Below are 16,033 nucleotides of genomic sequence, written 5' to 3' on the forward strand. Positions count from 1 at the left end.
AGACTGGCCGTCACTGGCAGGTACCACCAGTGTGGTTCGGCGAAGGGAGCGCATTTTACCGCATCCTTTTCGGTCATCAGCACCGGCAGGCCATCGGCAAACGCCAGATCCGCAGGCTGGAAAGCATGATGATCCGGGAACACATGGGGCGTAGCGCTCAGGCCGAGAATGCTGAGCAGATTGAAAAACCGCTTGGGGTTGCCGATACCGGCAACCGCGTGGACCTGGGGATGCTCGCGCAGGAATGTCTGATGATCCAGTGTTTCGCCCGTGGCCAGGGAAGTGATGTCTGCGGGCCGCATGATCATCGGGTGCGCGCCACTCCAGCCACCGCCGGTACTGACCACGAAATCCACTTCCTTGAGGCGAGTAGCGGGCTCTCGAAGTGGGCCTTCCGGCAGGCAGCGGCCATTGCCCAGTCCTCGCTGCCCATCCACCACGACAATTTCTGCGCTGCGCGGCAAGGCGTAATGTTGCAGCCCGTCATCACTGATCACCAGATCCGGAGCGTGATCGCGGATGGCCACGTCCAGTGCATTGCGGCGATCCGGGTCCAGAATCACCGGCACGCCGGTGCGCCGGGCGATCAACACCGGCTCATCCCCCACATCAAGGGCATCGCTGTCGGCAGTAACCAGACAGGGGTATTGATCGATCTTGCCGCCGAAGCCCCGGGACACCACCGCCACCTTCAAGCCACGGGCAACGGCGGCCTGCGCCAGGGCAATCACCAACGGCGTCTTGCCGGTGCCGCCCACGGTAATATTGCCAACAACCAGCACCGGCACCGACGGGGCAGACCTCTCTTTACGAAACCGTTGCAGCCGTCGCTTGGCTTCAAAGGACACCAACACGGAAAGCGGCCGCAGCGGCACCAGCCAGGGGCTTCCCTTGTACCAGCCTTGTTGAATCCATTCGCTCAATGAGCCCATGGCCGACCTACTCCTCGGCAAAATCCATGCGGTACAACTGGGTGTAAAGACCATTCCTGTCGAGCAGCTCCTGATGGGAGCCCTGCTCGATCAACTGACCCTGGTCCAGCACCAGGATCCGGTCGGCCTTCTCGATGGTAGACAGGCGATGAGCGATCACCAGGGTGGTTCGCCCGGCCATGACCTGCTCAAGCGCCTGCTGGATATGATGCTCGGACTCCGTATCCAACGCACTGGTAGCCTCATCCAGGATCAGAATCGGCGCATCTTTCAACAACGCCCGGGCAATGGCAATACGCTGGCGCTGACCACCAGAAAGCTGTACCCCATCCTGCCCCAGTTTGGTATCCAGCCCATGCTCCAGCTGCTCGATAAAGCGCCAGGCGTGAGCGTCACGGGCCGCCAGCTCAATCGCTGCATCATCTACCCCTCGCAGCTCACCATAAGCGATGTTGTTGCGAACAGTATCGTTAAACAACACCACCCGCTGACTGACCATGGCGATCTGGTGACGCAGGTCAGTGAGCTGGATCTCCGGCAGCGGTACGCCATCAAGCAGAATGCGGCCCTGATCCGGATCGAAGAAGCGGGGCAGCATGGCACTGATGGTGCTCTTCCCTGCCCCGGACCGCCCGACCAGTGCCACGGTTTCTCCAGACTTGATGGAGAAACTCAGATTCCTGAGAACCGGTTGCGTCGGATCATAACCATAGGTAACACCGTCAAACTCGATATCCCCGCGCGCCTTGGTTGGCAGCACATAGGTACCGGCATCCTCTTCCTGTTCGGTATCCAGCAATTCAAAAAGGCTGGAGGCGCCCGTCACCCCTCGCTGTATTTTGACGTTTACATCCGTGAGCTGCTTTAGGGGTTTTTGAATCATGCCCGCGGCGGCAATGTAGGACAGGAAACCGCCTACGGACAGGTTTTCGCCCATAAGGCGGATATACAGGAAGGTGATGGCGCCGATACCCACTGCCACAAACAACTGCACGATTACCGTACTGGCAATCTTGCTGGCATTGAGCTTCACGTTCTGTTTGGCAAAGCTGCGGCTGACCCCATGGAAACGGTTGGCTTCCTGCTCCTGGGCACCGAAAATTTTCACTTCCCCACTGCCCTCGATGGCTTCGCCAAGGAAATGGGTAATGTTGGCCATGGACGACTGGATACGACGACTGATCTTGCGAAACCGCTTGCTGGTGACATTCACCACCAGAGCAATCAACGGCGCCACCGCCACCAGAATCAATGTGAGCTTCCAGTTCTGCCAGAGCAGAAAGGCAGACAGGCCGATCACTGTCAGCCCTTCACGGATAATCACAATGATGGCATCGGTACCGGCACTGGTGACCTGCTGGGCGTCGAAGATGATTTTCGACATGATGCGTCCCGATGCATTGCGGTGATACTCCGACTGAGGCAACCGCAGCACATGGCCAAACACATCATTGCGCAGCACATACACCAGTTGCTGTGCCACCCAGTTCATGGAATAACTCCCCATGAACTGGCCCAGCCCCTGGAAAATCACCAATACCAATGGCGCAATGGAGACCAGCAGAACCCTGGCATCAGTGGGATCAACGATAGTTTCACCGAGAAACCCGGCAAGCTGGGCGGCGCCGGCCTGGGTTGCCGCGTAAATCGCATAACCGATAACACTGATTACCAGCATGAACCAGTATGGCCGGACATAACTGAGCAGCCGCTTATAGGTCGGCCACACGTCCACAGAGGATTGACTCATTGTGCCTCGTTGGGAGATTCGCGAGTAGTGAGCGACAGCTTAACAAAACCCAGCTGTCCGGCCACGTCATAAACGCGAACCACCGACTGATAGGCCACATTGGCATCCGCATAGATTTGCAACGGCAAGTCGGTTTTTTCCTGCCCCAGTTTCAGCAACGCGGTACGCAGCGTCTTGCTGTCACTGGCCGCCAGCTTTTCGCCATTGACCAGGTAATCGCCGGTTGACGTGATCGTCACCTCAACCTGATCCGAAGACTGCGCCAGCGGCGCCGCATCAGCCTCCGGCAGCGTGATGGACAACTGGGTCTTGTCATCAAAAGTGGTAGAAACCATGAAGAAAATCAGCAGCAGAAACACCACATCGATCAGGGGTGTCAGGTTAACGCTGATTTCCTCCTGGCTGGGCCGGGGAAACTTCACGCCTTGCCTCCCGGATCCGCCTCACGATCACCGTGTACCAGATCCACCACATGTACGGCGCTTTGCTCCAGCTCCATGGTGATTTCTTCCACGCGACGCACAAAGAAACGGTGGAAAAAAATGGCCGGAATCGCCACCACCAGACCGGCGGCAGTGGTCAGCAGCGCCTGGGAAATACCGCCAGCCAACTGGGCCGCATCACCGGTGCCATGCATCATGATGGCGGCAAACACGTCAATCATGCCGATCACTGTGCCCAGCAAGCCAAGCAGTGGGGTGATCGCAGCGATGGAGCCCAGGGTGCTGAGAAACTTTTCCAGTTCATGCACCACGATGGTGGCACTTTCCTGGATACTTTCTTTCATGATGTCGCGACCATGGCGGGCATTGGCTAAACCGGTAGCCAGAATGCGACCCAGCGGCGAGCTGTCACGCAGCTTGACCAGATTGCCCTCGTTGAGAAGACCCCGCTTGAGCAGCGTCTGCACCTGCGGCACAGTATCTGCCGGCGCCAGCTTGCTCGGACGCAGGGTCCAGAAACGTTCCACCACAATGGCCAGAGCCACCACCGAACAGATCAAGATCGGGAGCATCATCCAACCCCCGGACTGCACAAGATCCTGCACCTTAACTTCTCCCCTCACTCACGGCGTCGCTTTAAGAGCGCGCGTCGGGTTAATCGTTACCAGAAACGCCAGGCCGCTGGCCGATGCCAGGGTCTTTCACGAAATTGGCGCCATGTTGTTATAAGCGGCACATTATCAGCGGCACCCCAGCGAAACACAATCATGCCATCCCGGTCGGTGCGCAGAACTGTGACCCCGGCATTGCCCAGCCGTTGCAGCACCTGCGGGTGCGGATGACGAAAACGATTCCGATAACCGGCACTGACCAGCGCATAGGCGGGCTGCACCTGACGCAACAGGGCCGCACTGGTACTGCTGTTACTGCCATGGTGTGCCACCACCAGAAAATCCGCGCGCGGCAGCGAACCCAGCATTCGATACTCGCTCTGCTTGCCAATATCACCGGGGATCAGCAACGAGCTCCCGACCCCTGACACCTGCAGTACACAGCTCGACTCGTTACCGGAAACCACCTCCGGCCCAGGCCAAAGCAGCGTAAACGTCACGCCATCCCAGTCCCACTGCTGCCCCGCCCTACAAGCCTCGCTGCCCGGGACACGTTCCGGTTCACCGCTCAACACCGGCGCCATACCGGCCAACACCTTCATGCCACCGGCATGATCATTGTCTCCATGGCTGATAATAATGCGGTCCGGCGTCAGCCCACGGCGAGCCAGCCACGGCAGGATAATACGGCGAGCCATGCTGTCACCGGGCCATGACGGCCCGGTATCGTAAATCAGCAGATGCTCTCGGGTGCGTACCGCCAACGCCAGACCCTGGCCCACATCGAATGCGACCAGTTGCCACTCACCATCGGGCAATGGATCCGGACGCTGGCACAACCATGGCAGCAGCAATAACGGCACCAATCGGCGCGGAAACGGCAACGCCGGTATCAGCAACAGGGTCAAAGCCAACAGCGCGAACACCCCGCTGGTGACCGTAGGTAACGGCAATCGCCAGTGACCGGTCCAGGATGCCAGTGATGCCATCAGCCACACGGACAGTTCTGTACCAGTAGCCGCACCTTCCAGAAGCCAACCCTGCTGCAGTAGGCTGCCCAGCAAGGCTAACGGCACTACCACACAGGTATACAGGGGAATCAACAACAGATTGGCCAGCGGCGCGCTCACTGACCATTGCTGGAACAGAATGGCACTTACCAGCGCCATCACGACCGGCAACAGTATCAACAACCTCCGGGCGCCATGACTTGTCACCAGCATGGCAATGGCCGCCACGGCGCCAAACGATAACCACAAGCTCTCCGAAAGTGCCGACAGGGGAAACAGCAGCAACACCAGTAGCAGCGCCACACCAAGGCTCTTCCATAATGGCACTTCCACGCGAGTACACTGTGCCCCCGCCACCACTGCCAACATAATCACTGCCCGTACCGTGGGCAGACTGAAGCCGGCCAGGGCGGCATAACCCAACGCCGCCATCAGCGCCGGCCCCCAGGCCAGTTGTTGCAGGGTGAAGACAGATAAAACAGGAAAAAACCGCTGCAACACAGGCCCCAGCAGCCAGCGACCCAGCCACCAGAACCAGCCTGCGACAATCGCGATATGCAGCCCGGAAATGGCCAGCAGGTGGGCACCTCCGGTGATCTGGAACTGCTGCCACAGCTCAGAGGACAACCGCGACCGATCACCCACCACCAGTGCCGGCAGAATCGCCCGACCCGCCGGCGATACGGATACCTGTTCCGCCACCCGGTCCGACAGCCACTGCCGCCAGTGATCCAGACTGTGATCACTAGCCAGCACGGTCCACCCCTGCACGGTTCCTCTGGCATCAATACCGGCAGCCAGATCCCGGCGGGCCGCATCCTGCCCGGTGGCATTGTAGACACCACGGGGCGCCTTCAGCTTCACTGTCAACGCCAGCTGTTGGCCGGCTTGCACCCGGACAGGCAGCTCATAGGCATTCACCCGAATACGGTGCGTGCCGGGCCAACCTGGCGCCCCCCAGACATCCAGCGTCAGCCTCTGACGATAACGCCAGCGCCCGAAACGGAACTCATTGACCGTGGCGGGCACGCCCACCACTTTGCCGTGTATGGCCAGCGTCACCCCCTCCAGTGACGCCGGCAGTCTCATTGACACACCACTGTGCAGTTGCACCACCCCGTAACACCACAGCAGCGGCAACCATACCAACCAACGCCGCCCGTGCCGCCAACCCAGAACCGCCACAAACACCAGCACTGGAGCCGGCCACAACACACCCAGCCAACACGCTGCCGCCAGCGCTGCGGATAACCACCACCATCGCATCCCTGCTCCCGTGGAAAATAGTCGCTATCTTCACAGTCAGTCTTTGTATGATGATTGAGAAACACAAAGCCCCGTGAAGGTGTATGCCTTTTTTTCTGATACGGGCATAATAGCCAGCCGCGGGCGCTGGTCAGGTAGGATTCTGGCGCTATTTAATGCCCGCCATGCGCTATGACAACGCATAACACACGTCGGGTGGTGTCCAGCCTGCCGGATATCCACGCGGATACCGACAACATTCACGGGAACCTCCGGTTACCCGATTACGGTCTGCAGACGCGAGTTCATGCCAAAACGGATCTTCCGCAAATACCTGCCCAAACCGGATCGCCTGCGCGAACACAAAGCGTTGAGCTTTTTGGGTGAGGTGTTGTCCGACCCGAACCTGTGGCATATCAACCGACGCTCCCTGGCCGGCGCCGCCTTTATCGGGGTCTTTTCCGCCCTGTTACCCATCCCGCTGCAGATGGGCCTGGCCGCCCTGCTCGCCGTGCGTTTCCACTGCAATCTGCCACTGTCGGTGGTACTGGTGTGGATATCCAATCCCGTCACCTATGTGCCAATCTTCTATTTCACCTACCGCATTGGCGCCTGGATACTGGGCATGCCGCCCCATACCGGTGAAGACATAACCGTGGCCTGGTTCGTGGAGCAGCTGGTACCGCTGTGGCTGGGGTCCATGCTATGCGCACTGGTGTTTGGCGGGCTGGCCTATGCCGCCGTCAAAGTGGCCTGGCGGCTGGCAGTGGTGCGTAGCTGGAACCTGCGTGCCCACCGTCGTGCCAGAGCAATACGGCGGGAAATACGCAAACAGGAAAAGCAGGAAGACAAGGAAGACGACGACTCAGTCGAGCCGCCGCAGTAGCCCGTCATGCAGCTCGTATTGCTGCGGGCAACGGGAGGCAAACTCCCGGTCGTGGGTAACAATCATGAACGCAGTACCCAGCGTCTCGTTCAATTCCAGCATCAGTGACTGCACCTGGGCCGCAGTACGCTCATCCAGGTTGCCGGTGGGCTCGTCCGCCATCACCAGGGCCGGCTCGGTCACCAGGGCTCTGGCTATGGCCACCCGCTGGCGCTCCCCGCCACTCAGTGTTGACGGCTTGTGGGTGAGACGATGATCCAGCCCCACTTTCTTCAGCGTCGCTGCCGCCCTTTCCTTGCAGCTTGCCGGACTCTCACCGCGAATCAGCAATGGCATGGCCACGTTTTCCAACGCAGTGAATTCCGGTAACAGGTGATGGAACTGGTAGACAAAGCCCAGATAACGATTTCGCAGCTTGCCGGTATCGCGGTCACTCATGGTTGCCAGCGCATTCCCGGCGATGGAGACAGTACCGCGAGTTGCCCGGTCCAGCCCACCCAGCAGATTCAGCAAGGTGGATTTGCCAGAGCCAGAGGTACCGATGATCGCCAGGATATCTCCCTGGGTCACGGTCAAATCCACACCGCTGAGCACTTCCAGCTCGTTATTCCCTTCCTCGTAGCACTTCACCAGTTTATCGGCCTGCAGCACGATACCGGTGCCGGTGGCATTGCGGGAATCATTCATAGCGCAGGGCCTCCGCCGGTTGTACCCGGCTGGCACGCCAGGATGGGTAAAGGGTGGCCGAAAAGCTGATTACCAGGGCAATGGAAACGATGGTGATCACGTCGGACCACTGCAGCTCCGAGGGAAGATAGTTAACAAAGTAAGCGTCAAACAGACGGGTATTGAAGGCACGCTCCACCCATTCGGCAAGATTGCTCACATTGGTGGCCAGCAGTACCCCCAGACCGGTACCCAGCAAGGTACCGGCAAAACCGATCACCGTGCCCTGAACCATGAAGATACGCATGATGGTGCCCGGCGAGGCCCCCAGAGTCCGTAACACTGCGATATTGCCGCGCTTCTCGGTGACCAGCATCACCTGGCTGGAAATAATATTGAACGCCGCCACCGCCACAATAAAGCTGAGCAACAGCGTCATCATGGTCTTTTCCATCTTGATGGCCTGGAACAGATTACCGTGGCTGCGGGTCCAGTCCCGGGTGTAGTAGTTGTGGCCCAACTCCTGCTGTAGCGTCCAGCCCAGGGCCGGAGCACTGAACAAATCATCCAGCTTCAACCGCACGCCCTGCACCGTGCCGGACTGGCGGGCCAGCTTGGCGGCGTCCTGTACATTGATGTAGGCATACAAGGAATCCACTTCTGCCCGCACCCTGAAAATGCCGGTGACCGTGAAGCGCTTGAAACGAGGCATCACTCCAGCGGGAGAAATGGTGGCTTCGGGCAGCACCAGAGTGATCTTGTCACCCAGTTCCGCCCCCAGACGGCGGGCCAGCCCATAGCCAAGCACCATGCCGAACTCACCAGGGGCCAGCTTCTCCAGCTCACCCTGCTCCATGAAATCGCCGACGATGGATACCTTGCGCTCAGCCGCAGGCTCAATGCCATTGATCATGGCGCCGGCCACGTTGCCGCGATGGCTGAGCATGCCCTCCAGTTCCACAAAGGGCGCAACCGCTTCGATTTCATCGTGGTGCCCAAGGCGGCTGGCCAGCGCCTGCCAGTCCTGAACCGGCTCGCGGCCCTGCACGGACAAATGGGTGACCATGCCCAGAATGCGGGTCTGCAATTCCCGGTCAAAACCATTCATAACGGAGAGGACCGTGATCAGTACGGCAACCCCCAGCATCAAACCTAATGCGGAGATCAGCGTAATCACGGATATAAAACTGTTGCGGGCGCGGGCGCCGGTGTAGCGCAGCCCCACATAAAAGGATAGAGGTCGAAACATGGAGCGCATTTAACCCGAAACCCGGGACAAATACCACGGGTCTGGAAAACTGCTACATTACGAATCCTGCTTTGTGAACGGCGTCCGCGTTCAGGATCTGGCAAAGTGGTTGAATAACCGTCCCTAACTTTCTAATATCGAAAGAAAATACATATCGCCGGGGGAAGAAATGAAGATAAGAATAATGACGCTGCTGGCCTCGGCAGCGCTGGCCCTGCCTGCTGCGGCACTGGCCGCTGAAGTTCCCCAACGTGGCATGTCTGAGGCGCGGGTACGGGCAGACTTCGGTTCACCCTCCTCCGTCCGCGGCCCGGTGGGCTCACCGGCGATCACCCGCTGGAACTACGACGGTTTCTCTGTATATTTCGAAAATGGCATTACCCTGCATACCGTGGTCGATCGCCCGGCCAGTACGGCACCGGATGTGGTGTCCGGCACTCAGGAACTGCCTCCTATTGAGGAAACTGCAACCGATACCGAACAGGAACAACAAACAGCGCCGGAAAGCACAGCGCCACCCATGTTCGACCCAGTGACCGGCAGCTTTGTTGGTGCCGACACGGAGCAAGAAGCTCCCACCGAGGAACAACCCGCTGCCAGTGAAGTCCCTGAGCCGGAAGCCCCGCAACAGGATTCTGAGCCAGAGCCAGAACCTGAGCCGGAACCAGCACAGAAGCCACAAACCAGTGCCACAAAGGACGCCCCGGAAGCGGTTACAGAACCCGCTGCTGAGCCTCAATCCACCGAGCAGCCCCCGGCCGACGGTGAATTCCGCTTCGACCCGGTTACCGGTCGTATCATCATCGCCGGCGAAATGACTCCCGAACAGGCTGCGGCAAAAAAACAGCAACAGCTGGAACAGCAGGCCAAAGAAACCGCTGAGACAACCAAAGCGGAGGCCGACCAGACAGAAGAGCAAGTTATCCAAGCGGTAAACGACGCCGAACAACAGACTGAAGAAGCCGTCACTGATACCCAGAAAAAGGCCAGCGACGCAGAGCAACAGGTGGAGGCCGACGTGCAGGAAAAGGCTGACGAGGCCGAGCAAAAAGTCGAGCAAGTGGAGGAAGAATCCGAAGGCGGCTTCTCTATTGACTGGGATGCCCGCCGGTAGCACACTCGCGCGCATCGCACCCTCCTAGCGGACTTCCCGAGCATGCGCCGACTTCTTCCTGAATGGCACCCCCAGTGGGGGGTGCTGCTGGCCTGGCCTGACACCCACACCGATTGGGTGAATCATCTCGCCGACGCCGAACACTGTTACCTGGATCTACTCGCCGCCCTGCTGGACCATCAGCAGGTGCGACTGGTATGCCGTGATATCGCCAGCGAACAGCGGATCGAAACCCTTGCCGCCGAACGCGGCCTGGATACCACCCGCCTTGAACTGGTCATCGCCGACTACAACGATACCTGGGCCCGGGATTTCGGCCCCATCGCCGTGGAATGCAACGGCGACGTGGAACTGCTGGATTACACCTTTACCGGCTGGGGCGGCAAATTCGATGCCGACAAGGACAACACCCTGAATCGCCGCCTGCCCTGGCAGTTGCCCCTGCACAGCCCCTCGCTGGTGCTGGAAGGCGGCGCCATCGACACCGACGGCCAGGGCAACCTGCTCACCACCCGTCACTGCCTGCGCAACCCCAATCGCAACCCGGACCTGACCGAAGCGGAGCTCAGCGCCCTGCTCAAGGAACAGCTGGGTATCACCGATATCTGGTGGCTGGACCACGGCGAACTGGAAGGCGACGATACCGACGCCCATGTGGATACCCTTGCGCGCTTCGTGGACGCCCGCACCATAGCCTATGTGCAATGCCGGGATCAGAACGACAGTCACTACGCCAGTCTGGCCGCCATGGAGCAGGAGCTACAAGCACTGGCAATGCAGCACAATCTGACCCTGGTGCCCCTGCCTCTGCCCACCCCCCAATTCAACCGGGAAGGCGAACGGCTACCGGCCACCTATGCCAACTTTCTTATTACCAATGAGAAAATTTTGCTGCCGATTTACGGCTGCGACACGGATCAGACCGCCATCGACGCCATGCAAACGGTATGCGGCAACCGCACCGTGACACCGGTAAACTGTCGGGTATTGATTGAACAACATGGCAGCCTGCACTGTGTCACCATGCAACTGCCCCGTGGCGCGGTCTAGCAGGCTGTTGGAAAGGTTGAAGGAGAATTTCATGCGCGTGGCCGTTATCCAGCAGAAAAACAGCACTGACTTGCAAGCCAACCTGGATCATTCCCTGGCACTGATCCGCGATGCTGCGGACAAGGGCGCCGAGCTGGTACTGCTACAGGAGCTGCATCGCAGCCTGTATTTCTGTCAGACCGAAGACACCGCGGTCTTTGACCTGGCAGAAACCATCCCCGGCCCCAGCACCGATACGCTGGGAGCTCTGGCCAAGGAACTTGGCATTGTTATCGTCGGCAGCCTGTTCGAAAAGCGGGCCACTGGCCTCTATCACAACACCGCCGTGGTGCTGGAAAAGGACGGTAGCCTGGCTGGCATCTATCGCAAGATGCATATTCCTGATGATCCGGGCTTCTACGAGAAGTTCTACTTCACCCCCGGCGATGCCGACTTCAACGATGGCCGTAGCGGCTTCAGCCCTATCGAAACCAGTGTCGGCAAACTGGGCCTGCTGGTCTGCTGGGATCAGTGGTACCCGGAAGCCGCGCGGCTGATGGCCCTGGCCGGTGCTGACCTGCTGCTCTACCCCACCGCTATCGGTTGGGATCCCAGTGACGACGACGGGGAAAAACAGCGCCAGCTCAACGCCTGGATCACCATCCAGCGCGCCCACGGAATCGCCAATGGGTTACCGGTACTGGTCGCCAATCGCACCGGCTTCGAACAAAGCCCTGAAGATGACAGTGGCATCCAGTTCTGGGGTAACAGCTTTGTTTGCGGCCCCCAGGGCGAATTCCTGGCTCAGGCTGACAATGACAACGAACAGGTGCTGCTCGCCGACCTAGACATGCAGCGCAGCGAGTCCGTACGCCGCATCTGGCCCTACCTGCGCGACCGGCGAGTGGATGCCTACGGCGACCTGACCAAACGGTATCGGGATTGATCCGCTGGACAAAATTACAGAAAGCCCCTTGAGGCCAATGCTCACGGAAAGTACTTTTCCCGTTTTTCCGCTATTGCATATGGAGCGCACAATGACACGCCTATCCGTTCTCTTCACTGCCGCCTTGCTTGCAGGCTGCGCCGCCCCCTCTGCCATGATGGTCAGCGATGGCAACCAGTCCGAAGGCACCGTGGTCATTTCCTATGACTACAGCCTGATGCAAAGCCCCAAGGTGGACTGGCAGCAGGGCCTGCAAAAAGCCTCCGCCCAGTGCCAGAGCTGGGGTTACAACGGCGCACTGCCCTCCGATACACCCAGCAAATCCTGCAAGACAGAAACCCAGGACGGCGATTGCATCGCCTGGACCTTGAGCACTACCTTCCAGTGCACGGCCAAGGCCCAGCAATCCCAACAATAAGCCCTTGCACGAGGCGCCCGCCTGCTCACTGCTGCGTGATCCGGATGTAAGCATCCTGGTCCTGCGCATACTGTGATACCAGAAACGGCGGGCGCAGCACGTTATAAAGATTTTCGTCAGTCTCTTCCATGTACTCGCGCCGTTCCCGCTCGAAGGAGCGAAAGCTATTTTTGTAATTCAGGTAATAATCCTGAATCTCCCGCCCCCGCTTGGAAGCGTACATGGAATCCAGCGCTTCCATGGCAGACACCGGGTGAATACCGATAGCGGTATTGAAAGCATCCAGGGCCCGGTAGATATCCCGGTCACGGTTAATATAGATCAATGAGTTGGCATACTCGTAGTGGACGATGGCCAGATCATTCTCCTGATCAAAGGCAGCTGCAAAGCCCTCTTCCACCCGACTCAGACGCGCCCCGAACGTCAGCCGACCCAGCAATTTGCCCACATAACGAATGATATTGGCATCCATGGCTGCCTGCATGGCCAGCGCCACCGGGTGTTCAGGGTCAATGGCCAGGGTGTCATCAATGGCATAGGCCACCTTGAACATGTAGTTGTTCATCACCGCTTCCAGCGGCGTTGCCTCCTCGGCAATACGGGCAATGGCGAAGGCATAACCCAGCCGCATGGTCATGTAGTCTTGCTGAAACGCGGGCTCACCCTTCATGGCCTTGAGTACATCCACGTAATCGGTAATCTGGTTTGCCACATCTTCCAGCAGCTCGATTTTTTCTTCGCGGGTTTCACTCAGATAAACCGCATAGATGCACTGGGACAGATACGCTGGCAGCTTGCCAAAAGCACCCAGCTTGGCCCCGTGCTCCTTGGCGGCACGGAAATCCCCGCGAAAAAACAGCCGCCAGGCATGCAGAATCTCCGCCGACAATGCCTCGTAGTCATCATCAAAATCCGGCCCAAGCTCGGCTTTCAGAATTGGGAAACGCTCCAGCCGGGCACGCAGATACGCTGCTGATGGGTAAGGCACACGGATGGCGCGTGTCAGCTGTGGCCAACGCTTTTCCAGCAAGGCTGGCGGATAATCAAAAAAACGGGGCTTGAAAGGCACAGGGTTCCAGTTACCCTCGACAATAGTCTGATCCACCGGCACCCGTTCCACCTGCCAGCCTTCCGAACCATCCGTAGCTACCGCATTGCGGCTTTGATCAGCCAGAGCGCGAAGCTGCTGGCGGCTCATCTGATCGTAATCCTGCGCCGCCCGGGCTGTACTGGTGACAACCAGAGCCATGGCATACAGCAGATAAACCCATTGATTACGTTGCATCGCTTTTATCCGTTGTTGTTATTTTCGTGACTGATGGGTCACAAAATAACTCGCCCGGCAAGAAATACATAAACCGGGAATTCCACCGAATGATAAAAACGCTCAAGAATAAACACAAAGACAGAAATACGTTTACACAACCAGATCAGCAACGCATAACCCGTGAGAGGAAGTAGTCAGGGAAGCAGGATGATCCCGTCAGGCTGATGACCACCCTGAAGGGGAATCTCTAAAAGGAGTAATAATCCCCTTGTATATTGAAATTAATGCACTTCGCAAGGAAACGGATGACATATCTTTCTATCAATTTCCTAAAAATAGGTTTTAGAAAATATCGACGGTTCGAGTCGGCATTATTGCCGCATCTGCCTGTTCCATTCTGTCCATCAGAAACTCCACAAAGACCCGGGTTTTCGCTGGCAAATAATTTCTTTCCGGATACACCACATAAAAATCCAGGTCCGGCGGACGATACTCCGGCAACACTTCCACCAGCCTTCCTTCATCAATAAAACTCTGAATGTCCCAAGCACTTTTCAAGGCAATGCCCATCCCATCCAGCACCCACTGACGCAGCACCTCGCTGTGATCGGTGTGCAAGCGACCGCGTACCTTGATGCCATGGCGGTTGCCCTCGTCATCGACCAGTGGCCAGTAATCCTTGAAGGAGGCGTGGCAATCAAGAATCAAACAGTCATGATCACGTAAGTCCTCAGGTTTTTTCAGCGGCGGATGCGTAGCCAGATATTGTGGCGATGCCACCAGGTAACAACGATTATCCATCAGCTTCCTGGCCACCAGAGACGAGTCCTCCGGCTGGCCAATGGCAATGGCTACATCCAGGCCTTCAGTCACGAAATCATAGGGTCTGTCGCCGAGAAACAGTTGCACCGGTACTTCCGGAAAGCGAGCGATAAACTCTTTCACCAGCAAGGCAATCCGGTTGCGCCCCAACCCCATGGTCGACCACACGCGCAGGGTGCCGTGCGGGCCCTTGGCAAGTTGTGACACCGCCTCGGCAGTGTCTTCCAGATCGCCCATTAAGGTGTCCAGTCGCTCGAATAATGCACGCCCTTCGTCAGTGACTTTCAGGGCCCTGGAATTACGGTTTACCAACCGTACCCCCAGCTCTTTTTCCAGGTGGCGTAACCGCTGGCTGATGGTCGCCGGCGACATCCCCAGCACCCGCGCGGCATCGGTCATTTTCCCCGCTTTGACCAGCTGCACGAAAACGCTGAATTCCTTTATCAGCTTCACCGTCATTTTGATTCCCTAAAAGTAGTTTTTGTTTTTTTGGGTTTTTCAGCAGACCAGTTGAGACCTAGTCTGAATCCCTTTCACGCACCTATACATAAACGCAATAAAAACCACAAACAACCACTAACTAAAAAACACACCATAAAAAAACAGGGAACAGTGATATGAAAATGCCATCTTTTCTTAAAACAGGCGTGACGGTGTCAGTCCTGCTTGTCAGCATGCAACCGGTCAGCGCCAATATGGGTAATATCGGCACTAACTACGGCGTGCTGCCCGGCGATGTGGCCAGCGCCCAGGCCCTCTCTCTCTTCAACAGCAGCGTGTCTGCCACCTATTACAACCCGGCCTACCTGGCCCACGATGAACGGGGGGAGCTGACACTGGGCCTGATGCACGCCGAGCACGACCTGCGGGCAGAAAGCCAGGGCGGTGCCGCGCCGTTGGGCCGCAGCAGTGACGTGATTCAGGACACGCCCTCCCAGCACGCCCTGATCGGCATGAAGACCAACCTCAGCTCGCTGACCAAGAGCGATCACCCCATCTATTTCGGCTTTATGGCCGGGGTAGAGAAATATGGTGAGGAAATGCTGGCCTTCCGTTCCCGCACCTCCAACGAGGCCCAGTACCTGACCTACGGTCGTCAACCACTGTTTCTCAACCTGGGGGGCGCCACGGAAATCCTGCGCGGCATTGATGCGGGCTTTTCCGCCCGGGTTACCCTGCATGCGGATGCGCAACTGGACACCTATACGGACCTGCAGGGCAATACCAGCCTGGAAAGCCTCAATGTGAGCGCCAAGCCCTCCATCCGTCCGATCTTCGGCCTCAACGTGAACTGGGCGGAAACCTTCTGTGGCGGCGGCGATTGCGCCTTTGACGGCATAGAAACCGCCCTCTCCTTCCGTGGCCACTCCAACACCGAAACCAGGGTGGAAGCCACCACCATCATTCCCGGCACCATCCCCAGCCCGGGCCTGAACCTGGCCATCGCCACTCTGGACGCCTACCAGCCGGATATCACTGCACTGGGCATGCAGTACCGCCAGGAGCGCTGGCGTGTGGGCCTGACCCTGGAATACCAGACCTGGTCTGACCTGAGTAACGAGTTCGAGAGTGACACCATCAAGGACCAGGCCAACCTGAACTTTCAGGACATCCTGATACCCCGCCTGGGCGCCGAGTTCCGCGT

15 protein-coding genes are annotated in these 16,033 nt (G+C 58.2%); 6 read left to right on the forward strand and 9 right to left on the reverse strand.

The features are described from left to right. From lpxK to HUJ17_RS04095, 5 genes are all read right to left on the reverse strand, one after another. On the reverse strand, window positions 1-932 hold a 932-nt coding region (gene lpxK / locus HUJ17_RS04075; RefSeq protein ID WP_290509472.1), incomplete at its 3' end, for a tetraacyldisaccharide 4'-kinase. A 7-nt stretch (window positions 933-939) separates the two neighbouring features. Further along, a complete protein-coding gene (gene msbA / locus HUJ17_RS04080) occupies window positions 940-2,682 on the reverse strand; it encodes a lipid A export permease/ATP-binding protein MsbA (protein WP_290509473.1) in 1,743 nt (580 codons plus the stop codon). Then, window positions 2,679-3,104: a biopolymer transporter ExbD gene (locus HUJ17_RS04085; protein ID WP_290509474.1), complete on the reverse strand. Its 426-nt coding sequence runs from the start codon at window positions 3,102-3,104 to the stop codon at window positions 2,679-2,681. Before HUJ17_RS04085 ends, msbA begins: the two co-directional genes overlap by 4 nt. Beyond that, window positions 3,101-3,730 (reverse strand): MotA/TolQ/ExbB proton channel family protein, encoded by a 630-nt coding sequence (locus tag HUJ17_RS04090; protein ID WP_290509475.1) that lies wholly within the window; start codon window positions 3,728-3,730, stop codon window positions 3,101-3,103. Before HUJ17_RS04090 ends, HUJ17_RS04085 begins: the two co-directional genes overlap by 4 nt. 56 nt (window positions 3,731-3,786) lie before the next feature. Further along, the gene (locus HUJ17_RS04095) at window positions 3,787-6,012 is read right to left on the reverse strand and encodes a DNA internalization-related competence protein ComEC/Rec2 (protein WP_290509476.1); all 2,226 of its coding nucleotides are present in this window, start codon (window positions 6,010-6,012) and stop codon (window positions 3,787-3,789) included. 286 nt (window positions 6,013-6,298) lie between these two features. Here HUJ17_RS04095 and HUJ17_RS04100 point away from each other — a divergent pair, with 286 nt between their 5' ends. After that, window positions 6,299-6,877 (forward strand): DUF2062 domain-containing protein, encoded by a 579-nt coding sequence (locus HUJ17_RS04100; protein WP_290509477.1) that lies wholly within the window; start codon window positions 6,299-6,301, stop codon window positions 6,875-6,877. Here the strand turns inward: HUJ17_RS04100 and lolD are convergent. Further along, entirely contained in the window at window positions 6,857-7,564 is a 708-nt protein-coding gene (gene lolD, locus HUJ17_RS04105; protein WP_290509478.1) for a lipoprotein-releasing ABC transporter ATP-binding protein LolD, read from the reverse strand. The two genes, HUJ17_RS04100 and lolD, sit on opposite strands and share 21 nt — an antisense overlap. Then, window positions 7,557-8,792, reverse strand: a complete 1,236-nt coding sequence (locus tag HUJ17_RS04110) for a lipoprotein-releasing ABC transporter permease subunit (RefSeq protein ID WP_290509479.1) — start codon at window positions 8,790-8,792, stop codon at window positions 7,557-7,559. Before HUJ17_RS04110 ends, lolD begins: the two co-directional genes overlap by 8 nt. Window positions 8,793-8,961: 169 nt before the next feature. On the opposite strand from HUJ17_RS04110, the gene HUJ17_RS04115 reads away from it, so the two are divergent. The 4 genes from HUJ17_RS04115 (at window position 8,962) to yecR (ending at window position 12,299) form a co-directional block, all read left to right on the forward strand. Then, window positions 8,962-9,906 carry a hypothetical protein gene (locus HUJ17_RS04115; RefSeq protein ID WP_290509480.1) on the forward strand — a complete coding sequence of 315 codons (945 nt, stop codon included), beginning with the start codon at window positions 8,962-8,964 and terminating at the stop codon, window positions 9,904-9,906. Between the two features lie 42 nt (window positions 9,907-9,948). Then, window positions 9,949-10,956 carry an agmatine deiminase family protein gene (locus HUJ17_RS04120; protein WP_290509481.1) on the forward strand — a complete coding sequence of 336 codons (1,008 nt, stop codon included), beginning with the start codon at window positions 9,949-9,951 and terminating at the stop codon, window positions 10,954-10,956. A 31-nt stretch (window positions 10,957-10,987) separates the two neighbouring features. Beyond that, complete coding sequence (locus tag HUJ17_RS04125) at window positions 10,988-11,881, forward strand: carbon-nitrogen hydrolase (protein WP_290509482.1); 894 nt, start codon at window positions 10,988-10,990, stop codon at window positions 11,879-11,881. Between the two features lie 91 nt (window positions 11,882-11,972). Continuing rightward, on the forward strand, window positions 11,973-12,299 hold the full coding sequence (gene yecR, locus HUJ17_RS04130) for a YecR family lipoprotein (protein WP_290509483.1): 327 nt from the start codon (window positions 11,973-11,975) through the stop codon (window positions 12,297-12,299). A gap of 25 nt (window positions 12,300-12,324) precedes the next feature. Here yecR and HUJ17_RS04135 read toward each other — a convergent pair whose 3' ends face one another. Both HUJ17_RS04135 and HUJ17_RS04140 read right to left on the reverse strand, forming a co-directional pair. Continuing rightward, the gene (locus tag HUJ17_RS04135) at window positions 12,325-13,584 is read right to left on the reverse strand and encodes a hypothetical protein (protein ID WP_290509484.1); all 1,260 of its coding nucleotides are present in this window, start codon (window positions 13,582-13,584) and stop codon (window positions 12,325-12,327) included. Window positions 13,585-13,908: 324 nt separating this feature from the next. Beyond that, window positions 13,909-14,847 (reverse strand): LysR family transcriptional regulator, encoded by a 939-nt coding sequence (locus HUJ17_RS04140; RefSeq protein ID WP_290509485.1) that lies wholly within the window; start codon window positions 14,845-14,847, stop codon window positions 13,909-13,911. A 194-nt stretch (window positions 14,848-15,041) separates the two neighbouring features. On the opposite strand from HUJ17_RS04140, the gene HUJ17_RS04145 reads away from it, so the two are divergent. Beyond that, window positions 15,042-16,033 (forward strand): aromatic hydrocarbon degradation protein (locus tag HUJ17_RS04145; protein WP_290509486.1); only part of this gene is annotated, 992 nt, incomplete at its 3' end.

Source organism: Alcanivorax sp. (assembly GCF_014762765.1).
GTDB lineage: Bacteria > Pseudomonadota > Gammaproteobacteria > Pseudomonadales > Alcanivoracaceae > Alcanivorax.

Coding starts and splice junctions, on each gene's coding strand:
- HUJ17_RS04095 (WP_290509476.1), bottom strand. CDS start 6,012: ATGCGATGGTGGTGGTTATCCGCAGCGCTGGCGGCAGCGTGTTGGCTG.
- HUJ17_RS04115 (WP_290509480.1), top strand. CDS start 8,962: ATGAAGATAAGAATAATGACGCTGCTGGCCTCGGCAGCGCTGGCCCTG.
- HUJ17_RS04120 (WP_290509481.1), top strand. CDS start 9,949: ATGCGCCGACTTCTTCCTGAATGGCACCCCCAGTGGGGGGTGCTGCTG.
- HUJ17_RS04110 (WP_290509479.1), bottom strand. CDS start 8,792: ATGTTTCGACCTCTATCCTTTTATGTGGGGCTGCGCTACACCGGCGCC.
- HUJ17_RS04140 (WP_290509485.1), bottom strand. CDS start 14,847: ATGACGGTGAAGCTGATAAAGGAATTCAGCGTTTTCGTGCAGCTGGTC.
- lolD (WP_290509478.1), bottom strand. CDS start 7,564: ATGAATGATTCCCGCAATGCCACCGGCACCGGTATCGTGCTGCAGGCC.
- msbA (WP_290509473.1), bottom strand. CDS start 2,682: ATGAGTCAATCCTCTGTGGACGTGTGGCCGACCTATAAGCGGCTGCTC.
- yecR (WP_290509483.1), top strand. CDS start 11,973: ATGACACGCCTATCCGTTCTCTTCACTGCCGCCTTGCTTGCAGGCTGC.
- HUJ17_RS04125 (WP_290509482.1), top strand. CDS start 10,988: ATGCGCGTGGCCGTTATCCAGCAGAAAAACAGCACTGACTTGCAAGCC.
- HUJ17_RS04135 (WP_290509484.1), bottom strand. CDS start 13,584: ATGCAACGTAATCAATGGGTTTATCTGCTGTATGCCATGGCTCTGGTT.
- HUJ17_RS04100 (WP_290509477.1), top strand. CDS start 6,299: ATGCCAAAACGGATCTTCCGCAAATACCTGCCCAAACCGGATCGCCTG.